This is a genomic window from Aeromonas sp. s2 (assembly GCF_040907935.1).
Classification (GTDB): domain Bacteria; phylum Pseudomonadota; class Gammaproteobacteria; order Enterobacterales; family Aeromonadaceae; genus Aeromonas; species Aeromonas dhakensis.
This window is the reverse complement of sequence record NZ_JBFOCR010000009.1, coordinates 187,717-202,356: the sequence shown is the minus strand read 5'-3', so window position 1 is coordinate 202,356 and position 14,640 is coordinate 187,717. Positions and strand designations below refer to the sequence as shown.

General features: G+C 66.4%; 18 protein-coding genes. 9 read left to right on the top strand and 9 right to left on the bottom strand.

What is annotated here, in order from left to right; all coding sequences use genetic code 11:
- Nucleotides 1-202: 202 nt before the first annotated feature.
- Together AB5Y81_RS05875 and AB5Y81_RS05870 are read right to left on the bottom strand one after the other, a co-directional pair.
- Entirely contained in the window at nucleotides 203-1,423 is a 1,221-nt protein-coding gene (locus AB5Y81_RS05875) for a cyanate transporter (protein ID WP_279484555.1), read from the bottom strand.
- Nucleotides 1,416-1,919 carry a nucleoside deaminase gene (locus AB5Y81_RS05870; RefSeq protein WP_279484554.1) on the bottom strand — a complete coding sequence of 168 codons (504 nt, stop codon included), beginning with the start codon at nucleotides 1,917-1,919 and terminating at the stop codon, nucleotides 1,416-1,418. Before AB5Y81_RS05870 ends, AB5Y81_RS05875 begins: the two co-directional genes overlap by 8 nt.
- A 105-nt stretch (nucleotides 1,920-2,024) precedes the next feature.
- On the opposite strand from AB5Y81_RS05870, the gene AB5Y81_RS05865 reads away from it, so the two are divergent.
- On the top strand, nucleotides 2,025-2,873 hold the full coding sequence (locus tag AB5Y81_RS05865) for a LysR family transcriptional regulator (protein ID WP_279484553.1): 849 nt from the start codon (nucleotides 2,025-2,027) through the stop codon (nucleotides 2,871-2,873).
- A 22-nt stretch (nucleotides 2,874-2,895) separates the two neighbouring features.
- Here the strand turns inward: AB5Y81_RS05865 and AB5Y81_RS05860 are convergent, their stop codons facing one another.
- The 6 genes from AB5Y81_RS05860 to AB5Y81_RS05835 all read right to left on the bottom strand — a co-directional run bounded on the left by AB5Y81_RS05860 (nucleotide 2,896) and on the right by AB5Y81_RS05835 (nucleotide 6,588).
- Complete coding sequence (locus tag AB5Y81_RS05860) at nucleotides 2,896-4,095, bottom strand: MFS transporter (protein WP_279484552.1); 1,200 nt, start codon at nucleotides 4,093-4,095, stop codon at nucleotides 2,896-2,898.
- Nucleotides 4,096-4,204: 109 nt separating this feature from the next.
- On the bottom strand, nucleotides 4,205-4,672 hold the full coding sequence (locus AB5Y81_RS05855) for a GyrI-like domain-containing protein (protein WP_279484551.1): 468 nt from the start codon (nucleotides 4,670-4,672) through the stop codon (nucleotides 4,205-4,207).
- 40 nt (nucleotides 4,673-4,712) lie between these two features.
- Complete coding sequence (gene rsmS, locus AB5Y81_RS05850; RefSeq protein WP_010634402.1) at nucleotides 4,713-4,868, bottom strand: pleiotropic regulatory protein RsmS; 156 nt, start codon at nucleotides 4,866-4,868, stop codon at nucleotides 4,713-4,715.
- 81 nt (nucleotides 4,869-4,949) lie between these two features.
- On the bottom strand, nucleotides 4,950-5,420 hold the full coding sequence (locus AB5Y81_RS05845) for an acyl-CoA thioesterase (protein WP_017784440.1): 471 nt from the start codon (nucleotides 5,418-5,420) through the stop codon (nucleotides 4,950-4,952).
- A 20-nt stretch (nucleotides 5,421-5,440) separates the two neighbouring features.
- The gene (locus AB5Y81_RS05840; protein ID WP_279484550.1) at nucleotides 5,441-5,740 is read right to left on the bottom strand and encodes a hypothetical protein; all 300 of its coding nucleotides are present in this window, start codon (nucleotides 5,738-5,740) and stop codon (nucleotides 5,441-5,443) included.
- Nucleotides 5,737-6,588 (bottom strand): DMT family transporter, encoded by an 852-nt coding sequence (locus tag AB5Y81_RS05835; protein WP_279484549.1) that lies wholly within the window; start codon nucleotides 6,586-6,588, stop codon nucleotides 5,737-5,739. Before AB5Y81_RS05835 ends, AB5Y81_RS05840 begins: the two co-directional genes overlap by 4 nt.
- Before the next feature lie 62 nt (nucleotides 6,589-6,650).
- Between AB5Y81_RS05835 and AB5Y81_RS05830 the strand changes: the two genes are divergently transcribed.
- The gene (locus AB5Y81_RS05830; protein ID WP_017766005.1) at nucleotides 6,651-7,301 is read left to right on the top strand and encodes a tellurite resistance TerB family protein; all 651 of its coding nucleotides are present in this window, start codon (nucleotides 6,651-6,653) and stop codon (nucleotides 7,299-7,301) included.
- Between the two features lie 146 nt (nucleotides 7,302-7,447).
- Nucleotides 7,448-7,966 (top strand): GNAT family N-acetyltransferase, encoded by a 519-nt coding sequence (locus tag AB5Y81_RS05825; RefSeq protein WP_279484548.1) that lies wholly within the window; start codon nucleotides 7,448-7,450, stop codon nucleotides 7,964-7,966.
- Between the two features lie 40 nt (nucleotides 7,967-8,006).
- On the opposite strand, the gene AB5Y81_RS05820 is transcribed toward AB5Y81_RS05825, so the two are convergent.
- Nucleotides 8,007-9,446 (bottom strand): PLP-dependent aminotransferase family protein, encoded by a 1,440-nt coding sequence (locus tag AB5Y81_RS05820; protein ID WP_279484546.1) that lies wholly within the window; start codon nucleotides 9,444-9,446, stop codon nucleotides 8,007-8,009.
- A gap of 122 nt (nucleotides 9,447-9,568) precedes the next feature.
- Here AB5Y81_RS05820 and AB5Y81_RS05815 point away from each other — a divergent pair, with 122 nt between their 5' ends.
- The 6 genes from AB5Y81_RS05815 (at nucleotide 9,569) to AB5Y81_RS05790 (ending at nucleotide 14,626) form a co-directional block, all read left to right on the top strand.
- The gene (locus tag AB5Y81_RS05815) at nucleotides 9,569-11,140 is read left to right on the top strand and encodes a cytochrome ubiquinol oxidase subunit I (protein WP_279484545.1); all 1,572 of its coding nucleotides are present in this window, start codon (nucleotides 9,569-9,571) and stop codon (nucleotides 11,138-11,140) included.
- Nucleotides 11,140-12,279, top strand: coding sequence for a cytochrome d ubiquinol oxidase subunit II (cydB, locus tag AB5Y81_RS05810; RefSeq protein WP_010634395.1), 1,140 nt, complete (start codon nucleotides 11,140-11,142; stop codon nucleotides 12,277-12,279). The genes AB5Y81_RS05815 and cydB overlap by 1 nt, the downstream gene beginning before the upstream one ends.
- 16 nt (nucleotides 12,280-12,295) lie before the next feature.
- Nucleotides 12,296-12,418, top strand: coding sequence for a cytochrome bd-I oxidase subunit CydX (gene cydX, locus AB5Y81_RS05805; protein ID WP_017766001.1), 123 nt, complete (start codon nucleotides 12,296-12,298; stop codon nucleotides 12,416-12,418).
- A 78-nt stretch (nucleotides 12,419-12,496) separates the two neighbouring features.
- Nucleotides 12,497-13,456, top strand: coding sequence for an MBL fold metallo-hydrolase (locus tag AB5Y81_RS05800; RefSeq protein WP_139430398.1), 960 nt, complete (start codon nucleotides 12,497-12,499; stop codon nucleotides 13,454-13,456).
- Complete coding sequence (locus tag AB5Y81_RS05795; RefSeq protein ID WP_017765999.1) at nucleotides 13,449-13,778, top strand: hypothetical protein; 330 nt, start codon at nucleotides 13,449-13,451, stop codon at nucleotides 13,776-13,778. The genes AB5Y81_RS05800 and AB5Y81_RS05795 overlap by 8 nt, the downstream gene beginning before the upstream one ends.
- Complete coding sequence (locus AB5Y81_RS05790) at nucleotides 13,766-14,626, top strand: DUF692 domain-containing protein (RefSeq protein ID WP_279484544.1); 861 nt, start codon at nucleotides 13,766-13,768, stop codon at nucleotides 14,624-14,626. Before AB5Y81_RS05795 ends, AB5Y81_RS05790 begins: the two co-directional genes overlap by 13 nt.
- Nucleotides 14,627-14,640: the final 14 nt, after the last annotated feature.

Here is a 14,640-nt window from a genome sequence, read left to right as displayed (position 1 = left end):
GAGTGCCTTACCTTAATGGGCTCATATGGCAGCACAACCCTCCATATGGGAAGATTTAATGTGTTACAAATCAAATGGATATGAAGTGCTTTGCTGATAATTTGCTCAGCTGGCCCGATACCGGAAAGCGAGCAAAGGATGGGAAGGAATAGCAGGGGGGTGAGTTTGCCTCCTCATCTGGAAAAGAGGAGGCAAGCACAGATCAGTTGATGGGGGCGGGGGCAGGAGAGGCCGTGGCCAGCTTCATGGCGCGCGGGTAGCGGCGCGGGTCGAGGCGCAACACCAGCAGGCTCATCAGCACCAGGCCGGCCAGCTGCCACTGCCAGGCGGCGGCGAAGTCACCGCTCAGGTGATGCAGGCGGGCCGCCACCCAGGGGCCGGTGGCCGCCAGCATGAAGCCGAACCCCTGCATCAGGGCGCTGAGGGTGCCGGCACGGCGCGGATCCGGCAGGTGATCCAGCGCGATGACCATGATGAGGGAGAAGCTGCCGCCAAGCCCGGCGCCGCACAGCATGCACCAGAGGATGGGGGCGGCAGTCGGCGCCAGCCAGAGGCCGCCAAAGCCCGCCAGTTGCATGGCGATGGCCAATCCCATCCAGGGCCGCCGGTCGAGCCGGTGGGCGGCCAGCAGCGGCAGGCCGAGGCCGCTCATGGTCTGGGCCAGTGCCAGCCAGGCCACCAGCTCGCCCCCCTGCTGGGGGCTCCAGCCCAGTGCCATGTAGGCCGGCGCCAGCCAGGCCACCACGATGCCGTAACCGCTGTTGATGATGCCAAAGCAGCTTATCAGCAGCCAGCTGCGGGGCAGGCTGATGAGGCGCTGCTCGCCACCGCCGGAGACAGCCACCGGCGCTGCGGGCAGCCGTACCCGCCAACTGAGCCAGCCCATGGCCAGCAGCACCGGCAGGCTCCACAGCGCCAGCGCCTGGGACCAGTCGAGCCGGGCGGCGAGCTGCGGGGTGAGGCTGGCACCCAGGGCCCCGCCTCCCATCATGCAGGCCGAGAAGATGCCCATCACCAGCGGTACCTTCTGGGCAAACGCCTGCTTGATGAGGCCGGGCAGTACCCCCTGCACCAGGGCCGAGCCCAGCCCGCAGAGGGCGGCGCTGGCGATGAGCAGGGCGCCGCTGCCTGCCTCGAAGCGCATGGCGCTGCCCATGCCCAGCAGCAGCAGGGCCGCCCCCAGCAATTGGCGCGGCCCGCTGCGACTGCGCAGGGCCGGGGTGAGCAGCACGCCGCCGCCGATGAGCCAGAGCGGCAGCAGAGTCAGCCAGGCCAGGGTATCCATGCCAAGCCCGAGCGCCTCGGCAATGTCGCGGCTCAGGGGGCCGATGGCGGTGAGAAACGGCCGCAGGTTGAGCCCGATCAGGATCACCAGCACCAGCAGGGCCTGCTGCTGGCGCGTATCGATGCGGGCCTCAACCATGGTCTGGTGCACCATAGAGCTCGGCGGCGGCCAGCGGGCTCGGCAGCTTGATGAGTGGCAGGGGGGCTGGCGCGAGGGGCAGGCCCAGCTTGTGGTAGGCGGCCGTGCTGTCAAAGCCGAACGGGGCCGCATCCTCGTTATCGAAGGCGTAGTAGACGGCGGCGATGCCGTTCATCACCAGGGCGCTCAGGCACATGGGGCAGGGGTGACCGCTGGCGTAGACGATGGCGCCCGCCAGCGGCCCGACCTGGCTGGCCTGGCGCAGGGCTTCCAGCTCGGCGTGGCGGGTGGGGTCGCCATCCTGGTGCATGCCGTTGACGGCGCTGGCCACCAGCTGGTTGCCTTGCACCAGCAGGGCGGCAAAGGGGCGGCCTCCCTGCTGGCGGTTATGAAGAGCCAGTTGCAGCGCCTGCTCCAGCCACTCCTGATGAGTGGGATTGGTGGTGAGCGAGGCGATCAGGCGTGAGCCGGCGGGTTCGACAAGGGAGTGGGACATGGCGGATCCTCGAGGCAAGGGGAGGAGACCAGCCTAGCGGGGAAGCCAGCCATGGGGAAATTAAATGATAGAATGACATCCAGTGGTTTTGTAAATGGAGTCACCATGCTGGATCCCCTCTTGCTGCGCAGCTTTGTCGCCATCGTCGACAGCGGCAGTTTTACCCGTGCCGGTGAACGGGTGCACCTCACCCAGTCCACCATCAGCCAGCAGATGCGGCGCCTCGAACAGCAGCTCGGCTGCCCGCTGCTGGACCGCTCCGGTCGCCAGGTGGTGACCACGGCAGAGGGGGAGAAGCTGCTGGGGCTGGCCCGCAGCATCCTGACCCTGCTGGCCCGGGCCGAGGAGCAGGTGGCCGAGGCCAGCCTGCAGCTGAGCCTGGGAGTGCCGGAGGATTTTGCCGCCGGCGCCATCGCCCCTGTGCTGGCAGCCTTTGCCCGCGATTACCCGCAGGTGCGGCTGGAGGTGCACAGCGGCCTCAGCCACGAGATCTGGCAGCGCTTCGAGGCCGGCGAACTGGACTTGGCGCTGGTCAAACAGGCGCGGGGACAGGGGGCGCCGCGCGCCTGCTGGCGTGAGCCGCTGGCCTGGGTCGACAGCCGTGCCTGGCCCGCCAGCGAGCGGGATCCCCTGCCGCTGGTGGTATTCCCGAGCGAAGGGCTCTATCGGCGGCAGCTGACCGAGGTGCTCGATGGGATGGGGCGGCGCTGGCGCATCGCCTACGTCAGCGCCAGCCTGGCCAGCCTGCAGGGGGCGGTGAGCGCCGGGATCGGGGTCAGCCTGCTGCCCCGGCGCCTGCTGCAGCCGGATCAGCAAGAGCTGACCCACTGGCCGGCGGTGGCGCCAGTGGAGCTGGCGCTGCACCTGGGGGCGGAGCGTGGCGAACCGCTCACACGCCTTAGTGAGGCCCTCACCAGCCTGTGTGATCGGGTGATGGGGCCCGCGGAGGGTTGAGGGGGCGTAGGCAGGTGCCTGCTTAGCGCACCCTGGTGCGCACGATGAGCAGGGTGATGAGCGCCAGGGTGAAGACGAGCGGGGCCCAGGCACCGTGATGGCTCACCAGGGTGGCGCCGGCGGCGGCCACCCCGGCCACCCCCTGCTGCAGGAAGCCGCACAGGGCCATGGCATAGGCGCCGTGCTCGCGGCCATCGCTCACCGCCAACGCCATGCTGTTGGGAAAGAGCACCGCCTGCCCGAAGATGATGAGGCAGTAGCAGGTCATCATGGCCACCAAGCCACCGCTGCCCTGTAGGGCGCCCAGTGCCCAGAGCAGCAGCATGCCGCTGGCAGCCAGCAGAATGAGCGCGGCCCCCTGGCGCATCAGCTGGCGGCCTCCCACCCGGGCGACCCGCCGGTTGACCGTCATGGCGCCGGCGAAGTAGGCGATACCGATCAGCAACCCCAGACTGCCGAAGGTGGTGACCTCGAGGGCAAACCCCTGCTGCAGCACGAAGGGGCTCACCTCCTGCAGGGTCACCGTGATGGCAAAGCCGATGCCGCCGGCGCAGGCCGGCCAGAAAAAGCCGGGGCGGCGCAGCAGGCTGGCGTAACGGGCCCACATGCCGCCGCTCGCCGCCGCCGGATTGGGCCCCTGCAGCGCCAGGCTGCTCATCAAGAGCAGCGCCAGCACACCGACCCCGGCCATCAGCACGAATCCCAGCTGCCAATGGGCATAACGGCTGATGAGGCCGCCTATCCACTGACCACCGCCGAGGGCGGTGATGAAGGCGATGGAAAGTACCGAGAGGCGGCGCGCCAGCTCATCGCCGTGCCAGTGATCCCGCACCAGGATGCGGGCGATGATGGCCGCGCCGCCGGCCGCTACCCCTTGCAGAGTACGCAGGATCAGCAGCAGCGGCCCCTGGCTGGTGGTGGCCAGCAGCAGGCTGAGGCCGACAAACAGCAAGAGTGACAGGGCGAGAGGCAACCGGCGACCGTAGCGATCGGCGGCTGCGCCCCAGAACAGCACCGGCAAGGCGGCGCCGATGACGAACAGCGAGATGGAGAGCTCGGCCCCCTGCCGGGTCATTGCGAGATCCGTCATCACCACGGGCAGGGAGGGGAGGTAAACGGTGGTGGCCATCTGGGCCATGAAGACGATGAGGCAGGCCAGCGTCATGATGCGGGCGGAGCGGCTCCAGAGACCAGCCTGGTCGCGACATTCCTGGTTATCCATAACAACTCTCGGGCAGTAGGGGAGCCATATCCTTGCACCGCCCGAGCGCCGAGTCAGCCCCTCGTCTGGGTTAAACCTGGCCGGTTTACCAGGGCAGAGCGCGGTATGCTCAGGCGATGGCCTGGCGCGGCAGCACGGCGAGCCAGAGTTCGACCTCGCCGCTGCCGGTGTCCGGGTCAAAGGCGGCGCCATAGCGCTCGAAGTCGGGTTTGTGGGCCGACTGGTAAGCGGACTGCGCCAGCCACTCCAGCGCCTGTTGCCAGGTGTGCGGCATGGCCGAGACATGCCCCTGATGCAGGAAGACGGCATAGGTCTGGGGCTCGATGCGCATCCGCCCCAGGGTCTTGGGCAGCACCTCCAGCGCGGCGACCTCCACCGCACACATGTATTCGCACTCGGTGGCGGTCACGCCGCAGATGACGCCGTAGGCATGCTCACCCAGCTGGCCCGGCAACGGACCCAGGGCGCTGAAATCGCGCCATTGGCCGCCAAAGTCGGCGTGGGCGAAGGCATGGTGACGGCGCAGGCCGGCAAGCTGCATGGGACGGCCGGTTTCAAAACGGATGGGGTCAGTCATGACACCTCCTGTGCAAGGTGGGGTGGCAAGGCAACCTTGCTCAGCACTCCTTGCCTTCGCTGAGCTTGCGCTGATAGTCCGCGGAGACGATGGCCAGCGCCGCCAGGGCGAGGGCCGGCTCAATCCGGTTGGTCTCCAGCAGTTCGATGAGATCCACCGCGAGCTGGACCTCGGGCGGGGCAGTTTCCAATGACATGACAGACTCCATAACGGGGAAAACGCCATTATACAGGGCCGCTCCCGGATGGGGACCTGTCTGCTGTTGCGGGCAACCCGGCTAGAGGTGCTGGCGCATCTCCTGATCGATCTGCTCGCGCAGGGCCATCAATTTGAGGGCGTACTGCTGCAGCTGCCGATCGCTCTCGCTCTGCGGTTGCCACTGGGGCACCGGGGTTGGTTTGCCGTGCTCGTCCATGGCCACGAAGATGATGATGCAGTGGGTGGTCTTGTGGCGCTCTCGCTGGGTCGGGTGGCGGCTGTAGACATCCACCGCCAGGTGCATGCTGGTGGTGCCGGTGTGGATCACCTGGGCGTGCACCTCCACCAGCTGGCCTATCTGGATGGGGCGCAGAAAGCGGATCCCCCCCACATAGACGGTCACCGCATAGCCGCCACACCAGCCGGCGGCGCAGGCGTAGCCAGCCTGATCGATCCACTTCATCACCATGCCGCCGTGTACCTTGCCGCCGAAATTCACATCGGCGGGCTCGGCCAGAAATTGCAGGGTCAGCTCGCGGGGTGGGGTCATGGGGTCTCCTTGATTGAGAGTCATTGCCGGTAGCTCTTGCGATAGGCGTCAGCCTGCTGGCAGGGGGCCAGGTTGTTGAGGTCGGGCCGCTTGTTGCCCTCCCGTTGGCCGAAGCTGGCGAACTCCTGCTGGCACTTGGCAGCCTTGCCGCCCGCCTTGATGCAGCCGTCGATCCGCTGTTGTTTGCCCTGTTCGACCAGCTGCTGCTGGGCCTGCTGGCAGGCCGCATCCAGCTTGGCCTGTTTGGCATCTCTGTCCTCCACTGCGGCCAGCAGGGGGAGCGAGAGGGCACCACCGAGCAGCAATACGAGCATCTTCATGATGATTTTTCTCCTGATGGGGGGCGTCCGGCGATGACCAGGGCGATCCCCCCCAGGATGCCCAGGGTCGACAATACCAAGCGCAGCGACCAGGACTCATCCAACCAGATGAGCCCGGCCAGGGCGGCGAGCAGGGGCACCAGCAGCTGGACGCTGGCGGCCAGGGTACGGCCAAGGTGGGGCAGCACCAGATACCAGAGCGCATAGCCAAGGCCGGAGGCCAGCGCCCCCGAGGCCAGGGCATAGCCGATGGCGGCGGGGCTGGCCTGCAGTTGCCCCAGCAGCAGATAGAGCAGGGCCGCCGGCAGGCTGGCGCGCAGAAAGTGGCCGGCGTTGGCGGCGACCGGGTCGGCAAAGCGTGAGGCCCGCAGGGTATAGCCGGCCCAGGCGATGCCGGCCACTATCATCAGGGCCGCCCCCAGCGGATCCGGCGCACTGAGGCCGGGTAGCAGCAACACCACCAGGCCCGCCATGGCGAGCAGCAGGCCGAGCCACTGGCGGCGGGGCAGAGCCTCCCCGCGCAGCAGGGGCGGCGCCAGCATGCTGAGCTGGACGGCGGCAAACAGCAGCAGGGCGCCGGTGCCCGCGGTCAGGGTGAGGTAGGAGAACGAGAACGCCGCGCCATAGGTGATGAGAGCCAGGGCGCCGCCCCAGTCCCCCTGGCGGGGGGATTTTTTGCGCGCGCCGCACAGCAGTACCAGCACCAGGGCGCCGCTGGTCAGGCGCAGCAGGGTGAAGAGGGCGGGATCCATCCGCTCTTCGAACAGGGCGAGCCGGCAGAGCACCGAGTTGGCGGCGAACGCCATCAGGGTCAGCAGGGTCAGCGACAGCAGGCGGGGCAGTGGCATCCATTCACCTTGAGTTCAGTGGGGCAGGTTCAGCATGGTTCACCATCCAACGAGGAGGTCCCATGAAACAAATGCTGGAGCAATTGATGGGAGCTGGCAAGGGCTGGCTCAACGAAGGTGGCGACAGCCGCAAGGCGCAGATGAAGGGGATGGCGCAAGGGGGCCTCGCCGCCGGTGCCATGGCCCTGCTGCTTGGTAACAAGAAGGTGCGCAAATATGGCGGCAAGGTGGCGGCGGTGGGCGGCGCGGCGGCCCTCGGCGGCCTGGCCTACAAACTCTATCAGGACTGGCAGGCCCAGCAGTCTGCCCCGGCCCAGCCGACCCAGCCCCTCGATACCCTGCAGGGCAATGCGCTGGATGCCAGAGCCGCCCTCCTGGTGCGCGCCATGGTGGCGGCGGCCCGGGCCGACGGCCATATCGACAACGACGAGCGTCAGAAGATCCAGCAGTACCTGACCGAGCAGGGCCAGAGCGATGCAGCCCGCTGGATCGATGCCGAACTGGCTCGCCCGCTCGATCCCCATGCTCTGGCGCGGGAAGTGACCGACATGGAGCTGGCGACCGAGGTCTATCTCGCCTCCCTGCTTGCCATCGACGTGGATCACTTCATGGAGCGCGGTTATCTGGACGAGCTGGCGCGCGCCCTCAAGCTCGATGAGAACCTCAAAGGCAGCATTGAGCGCCAGGTGGCCCAGCTGGATGCCCCCGCCTGACCCCCGCTCAGTACATGGATTGTCGACAAGGCCCCGTGACGGGGCCTTGTTGTTTTCAGATGCCTGCCAAAGGCTGTTGCGGCACTTCTTGTCTGGCTTGTCTGGCTCGGCAGCCACTATGATGGAGCCCAAGCCAAAGGGGACAGATGAGACCGTCTCATCGCCAGGGCACATCATCGTCAGGACACAGAGGCAAGGAGCATTCATTGGAAATACGCAAGGCACGCGAGCAGGACATAGACGCCATCCTCGAGCTGAACCGGCAGATAGGGGAGATCCACTTTGCGCAGGCGCCGCAGGTATTCTGCCCACCATCCCCCGAGGAGCGGACCTTTCTGCTGGCAGCCATCGCCGCCGAAGGGCGCCTGTTTTGCGTGGCCGAGCAGGATGGAGCCGTGGCGGGCTTTCTGACCGCCCGCATCGACATCAACGAGAGCATCCCGTTTCTGAGCAAGGAGCCCATCTGCCGCATCGGCACCCTGGTGGTCGATGAGGGGCAGCGCTCCCGGGGGATCGGCAAGGCGCTGATCGCCCATTGCGATGAGTGGGGTAAGGCGCAGGGCGCCAGCCAGTTGCGGCTGGAGGTGATGGCATTCAACGAGCGCGCCAAGGCGCTCTACGAGAGGTTGGGGTTCAAGATGCTGTCACAGACCATGGCCAGATAAGCCCGTTTCAACCGGATAATTTCGCAAGGAAAAGGCCCCGTCATGGGGCCTTTTGGTCCTTGGCGGGAGCTGTGTCCAGCTGTTGGTGAATAAGCTCGGCCAACCGGGTGAGGGCCGCCTCCAACTGCTCGTTCCAGGGATGGGAGCTGTTGAGTCGCAGGCAGTGGTTGTGCAGCCCCTTGCTGGAGAAGAGGGCGCCTGGCGCCAGCGAGAAACCGCTGGCCAGCGCCCGGGCGTGCAGGACGCGACTGTCGAGGCGCGGGTCAAACTCGAGCCAGAGAAAGTAGCCGCCATCGGGGGAGGAGATGCTCACTTCCCCCGGCAGCAGGCGCAGCAGGGCGGCCCGCATCTGCTGCTGGCGCTGGGCCAGGGTGTGGCGCAGCCGGCGAAAGTGGGCATCCACCCCGCCCTGACGCAGCATCTCGGCCAGCGCCAGCTGGCTGGGCACATTGGTGGAGAGGGTCGACATCAACTGCAGCCGCTGCACCCGCTCGGCGTGGCGACCGGCCACCACCCAGCCGACCCGAAAGCCCGGTGCCAGACACTTTGAAAAGGAGCTGCACAGCAGGCTCTCGCCCCGGGTATCCCAGTATTTGATGGGCCTTGGCCGCTCACGGCCGAAATAGACCTCGGCATAGACGTCATCCTCCACCAGCGCCACCCCGCGTCGGTTGAGCAGCGCCATCAGTGCCTGCTTGTGCTCATCCGGCATGGTGTGACCCAGCGGGTGCTGAACATTGCCCATCAACCAGCACGCCTTGATGGGGCGTTGGGCGAGGGCCTCCTCCAGCAGGGCGAGGTCGATGCCTACCCCCGGGATCACCGGGATCTCCACCGCATTCAACTTGAGCCGCTCGATGGCCTGCAGGGCGCCATAGAAGGTGGGGGACTCCACCACCACCCAGTCACCGGGCTCGGTCAGCACCTGCAGACTGAGGGAGAGCGCCTCCATGGCACCGGTGGTGATGATGATCTGCTGGGGGTCCACCGCCAGCCCCTCGCTGGCGTAACGCTGGGCGATGGCCCGGCGCAGCGCCTCGTTGCCGGGGGGCAGATCTGCCACCGTGCTGAAGGGGTCGAGCCGGCGCATGCAGCTGGCCAGCGCCCGGCCAAGCTGGGGATGAGGAAACAGGGTGGGGTCGGCCACCGACATGCCAAGGGGCACCAGCCCCCGTGACTTGCTCGCCTGCAACACCTCGAACACCAGATCGTTGATGTCCACCGAGCCGCTGTAGTGAGCCTGCTGGGGCAGGCTGGCGGCAGGGCGGGAAGGCGCCGCCTTGACGTAGTAGCCGGACTGGGGGCGGGCGAGGATCCGCCCCTGGCTCTCCAGCAGCTGATAGGCCTGCAGTACCGTCATGGGGCTCAGACCATGGGTCTTGCAGCTCTGGCGGATGGAGGGGATGCGCTCGCCGGGTTGCCACACCCCGGCTTCTATCTGCTGTTGCAGGCGGTCGGCCAGCTGACGGTAAAGGGACATGTGATGCAGTAACTGTTATAGGTGTAATTCAATATAACTGCATCTGTTATAGGTGTCATGCTCCGTGGTGTACTTGTCTCGCACAAAACGTGCAAGGTAAATACAACAAAAGAGAGTGACGCATGATCAATCCGGATGACGTGGTCAGCCTGTCGCGCCTGCAATTTGGCGCCACGGCCATGTTCCACTTCCTGTTTGTGCCCCTCACGCTGGGGCTGTCCTGGATCCTGGTGATCGCAGAGTCGGCCTATGTGATGACCGGCAAGGTGATCTACAAGGACATCACCCGTTTCTGGGGCAAGCTGTTTGGCATCAACTTCGTGATGGGGGTGACCACAGGCATCACCCTGGAGTTCCAGTTTGGTACCAACTGGGCCTACTACTCCCAGTATGTGGGGGACATTTTCGGCACCCCGCTGGCGGTGGAGGGGTTGATGGCCTTCTTCCTCGAGTCGACTCTGGTGGGGCTCTTCTTCTTCGGCTGGGACAAGCTCTCCCGCGGTCAGCACCTGCTGGTGACCATGCTGGTGGCGCTCGGTTCCAACCTCTCCGCGCTCTGGATCCTGATCGGCAACGGCTGGATGCAGAACCCGGTGGGCGCCGAGTTCAACCTGGTGACCCAGCGCATGGAGCTGGTGGACGTGGCCGCGGTGATCTTCAACCCGGTGGCCCAGGTCAAGTTCGTGCACACGGTGGCGGCGGGCTATGTGGCCGCTTCCCTGTTCGTGATGGGGGTGAGCAGCTGGTATCTGCTGCGCCGCATGGAGGTGCGCTTCGCCCTGCGCTCCTTCGCCATCGCCTCGGGCTTTGGGCTGGCCGCCATTCTCTCGGTCATCGTGCTGGGTGACGAGTCGGGCTATCGCACCGGCGAGGTGCAGAAGGTCAAGCTGGCCGCCATCGAGGCGGAGTGGGAGACCGAACCCGCGCCGGCCGCCTTCACCCTGTTCGGCTTCCCGGATCAGGGGGCCGAGACCACCCACGCTGCGGTCAAAATCCCCTATCTGATGGGCATCATCGCCACCCGCTCCCTCGATGAGGCGGTGACCGGCATCAAGGATCTCAAGGCCCAGCACGAGACCCGCATTCGCAGCGGCATGGTGGCCGCCGGGGCGCTCGAGCAGATCCGCGCCGGCAACGACTCGGCCGAGAACCGTGCGCTGTTCGACCAGCACGGTCAGGATCTCGGCTACGGGCTGCTGCTCACCCCCTATGCCAGCAACATCGCCAAGGCCGGTGAGGCCGAGATAGCCAGGGCGGTGGAAGACTCGGTGCCGCAGGTGGCGCCGCTGTTCTGGGGATTTCGGATCATGGTCGGGTTGGGGGTCGTGATGCTCGGGCTGTTCGTGGCGGGTTTCGTCCAGCTCTGCCGCAACCGGCTGCTCGCCTCGTCCCGCCTACTCAAGGCGCTGCTGTGGAGCATTCCGCTGCCCTGGATTGCCATCGAGGCGGGTTGGTTCGTGGCCGAATTCGGTCGCCAGCCCTGGACCATCAGCGACGTGCTGCCGGTGTCGGCCTCGGTCTCCTTGCTGCAGCCGGGCCAGCTCTGGTTCAGCCTGATCTCCATCTGTCTCATTTACTCCTGCCTGCTGGTGGTGGAGCTGTTCCTGCTGCGCCGCGTGATCCGCCAGGGGCCCGCCGTGCTGCATACCGGCCGCTACAGCGGTGAACAACCCGAACTTGCGAGGATCGCCTGATGGATTATGAAACCCTGAAACTCATCTGGTGGGGGCTGGTGCTGTTCATGCTGGTCGGCTTCATCGTGATGGATGGCTTCGACCTCGGTATCGCCATGCTGCTGCCGGTGGTATCGAAAGAGGATGAAGACCGCCGACTGGTGATCAACAGCGTGGGGCCGGTGTGGGAGGGCAACCAGGTGTGGCTCATCGCCGGCGCCGGCGCCCTGTTCGCCGCCTGGCCGCTGGTCTACGCCGCCGCCTTCTCGGCGCTCTATGTGCCCATGATAGTGCTGCTGCTTGGCCTCTTCCTGCGCCCGGTGGGCTTTGACTATCGCAGCAAGCTGGCCGATCCCCTCTGGCGCCGCTGGTGGGATCGCGCCCTGGTGGCCGGTGGTCTGGTGCCGACCCTGGTGCTCTCTGCCGCCATCGCGCTGGTGATGCAGGGCCTGCCGTTTCGCTTCGACAGCGCACTGCGCCTGCACTATGGGGCCTTCGACTTCCACTGGAGCTGGATTGCCAGCGTGGTGGCGACCGGGGTGAGCCTGCTGCTGCTGCACGGTGCCAGCTTCCTGCAAGCCAAGGTAACGGGCACCCCTGCACTGCGGGCCCGTGGCCTCGCCATCCTGCTGGCACCGCTGGTGACCCTCTGCTATCTGCTGGCCGGCTGGCATCTGCTGGGGTTGCCGGGTTATCAGCTGACCGGCCTGGCGGGCCAGCCCTTTGACCCCAATGCCGCCATCAGCCCGCTGATGAAGGGGGTGATCCCCCACGCCTGCGGCTGGCTTGGCAACTACTTTGACTACCCGCTGCTGTGGCTGGTGCCCCTCATCGGCGCCCTGGCACCGCTGGCCAGCGGCATCGCCGCCTGGCAGGAGAAGGGACGACTGGCGCTGCTGGCCAGCGGCCTGGCCTGCGCCGCCATGCTCTGCTCGGTGGCCATCGCCCTGTTCCCCTTCGTGCTGCCCTCGTCGCTGGATCCGGCCAGCAGCCTGACCCTGTGGGACGGCACCTCCAGCTTCAAGACCCTGACCATCATGTTCGGGATCGTGCTGGTGCTGATGCCCATCAACCTCGGCTACACCGGCTGGGTCTACCGGGTGGTGCGCGGCAAGCTGGATCGTGCCGGCATCAAGCGCGACAGCCATCAACTCTACTGACCCCAAGGGAGCCGCTATGTGGTACTTCACCTGGATTTTGGGCCTGGGCTTCGCCCTGTTGCTGGGCCTGTGCAACCTGCTCTGGCTGGAAGCACGCTGGGAAGCCGATGAACGGGATGAGCCCCGCTCTCAACCCTGATCCCCCTCGGTCGGGGAGGGCAGACACTGCCTCGCCCCGACCCCTTTCTCTTGTCATCCAACCGACAGGTAATCCGTTATGAAACAGACAATCAAAGCGGTGACGCTGGCCATCGGCTGCGCGCTCGCCACCGCGCCGGCCTGGGCCGAGCCCGTACAACTGACGCCACTGGACAAGGCATTCACCCTGCAGGTGCTCGGCAGCGGCGGCCCCATCTCCGACGATCTGCGCGCCTCCTCCAGCGAGGTGATCTGGTGGAAGGGCAAATCGCGCATCCTGATCGATGCCGGTGGCGGCGTCTATCTGCGCTTCGGCCAGGCGGGCGCCAAGCTCGAAGAGGTCGACTTCATTGGCATCACCCACTTTCACACCGACCATGTGACCGACCTGCCCGCGCTGCTCAAGGGGGCCTACTTCTTCAAGCGCAGCGATCCCCTCGATCTGGCGGGGCCGCAAGCCGGCTCGGCCTTCCCGAGCATGAGCGGCTACTTTGACGCCCTGTTCAACCCGAGCAAGGGCGCTTATGCCTACCTCGGCGGCTTCAAGGATGGCACCGATGGTCTCTTCCCCATCAATGTGCACGATGTGCCCTACCAGACGCCCCGGCCGCAACAGGTCTATCAGCAGGATGGCCTGACCATCACGGCGCTCGGCATCCCCCACGGGGACGTGCCCTGTCTGGCCTATCGCATCGAGAGCGCCGAGGGGACCATCGTCATCTCGGCGGATCAGAACGGCAGCAACCCGGCCTTTGTGCCGTTTGCCAAGGGGGCCGACATCCTGGTGATGCCGCTCGCCATCCACGAGGGCGCCGATCCCGTCTCCGCCTCGCTCCATGCCAAACCCTCGGTGGTCGCCAGAATTGCCGCCGAAGTGAATCCCAAGCTGCTGGTGCTGAACCACTGGATGGGGGTCGGTCTCAATCACAAGAAGGAGGCGATGGCCATCGTCAAGCAGCAGTTCCACGGCCAGGTGGTGGCCGCCCGCGATCTCTCCAGTTACCCCGTTTCATCCGTCAAGGAGTCCAGCCATGAGTAACGCACACAGCAACAAGAGCTCCCGCAAACTGAGCCTCTCCATCGCCATGACCGGCCTGATCGCGCTGACCCCCGGGCTTGCGCTGGCGGCCACCCCGAGCGAGGCGCCGGTGAAGGCGGCGCCGAGCGAGCAGCACGGCGGCAAGTGTGCGGCCGGCAAGTGCGGCACCGAGAAGCGCTTCGAGAAGCAGGCCCTCGACAGCGATCCACAGGGCCGGCTGGTGCGCGCCCGCGATGGCAAGTGTGGTCTGGCGGAGCAGGGGATCAACGGCGAGGCCCAGCGCCAGGAGAGCAAGATGACGGAGGGGGTATGCGGCCAATAAGCGCCAGCAGCCGTGGCGTGGGGCTGCGCCAGGAGCATCTGGCCCAGCTCTGTGCGGCGCCTGCCCGCCCCGGCATCGACTTTCTCGAGCTGGCGCCGGAGAACTGGATGGCCATTGGCGGCGCCAGGCGGGAGCAACTGCAGCAGATCGCCGCGCGCTATCCGCTGGTGGCCCACGGGCTCAGCCTCTCCCTCGGCGATTGCCAGCCGCTCAATATGACCCTGCTCGGCCAGATCCGCACCTTTCTCGACGAGTTTGGCATCGACATCTACAGCGAGCATCTGAGCTTTTCCCGCGATGCCCGGGGCTATCTCTACGAGCTGCTGCCGGTGCCGCGCCAGTGGGAGAACCTCCCCTATCTGGCGGATCGGATCCGGCAGGTACAGGATGCGCTGGCCCGCCCGCTGGTGCTGGAGAACATCTCCTACTACCACGGCTATGAGCACGAGATGGCGGAGGAGGCGTTTCTGACCGAGCTGGTGGCGCGCAGCGGCTGCGAGCTGCTGCTCGACATCAACAACGTTTTTGTGAACAGCCGCAATCACGGCTACTGCCCTGAGCGGATGATTGCCGGGCTGCCGAGCCAGGCGATCCGCTACTTCCATATCGCCGGCCATCTGGAAGAGGCGGACGGCACCCTGCTGGATACTCATGGTCGTCCGGTCTGCGAGGAGGTGGTGGCGCTGGCCCGCTATACGGTGCAGACCCACGGCCTGCGCCCCCTGCTGCTGGAGCGGGATCACCATCTGCCCCCCTTGCCCGTGCTGGAGGACGAGCTGGTCCGGGTCCATCAGGCCTGCTGCGAGGCGACGGCGCATCCGGCGGGACGGGAGGTGTGTCATGACTAGGCGAGAGCAGGGGG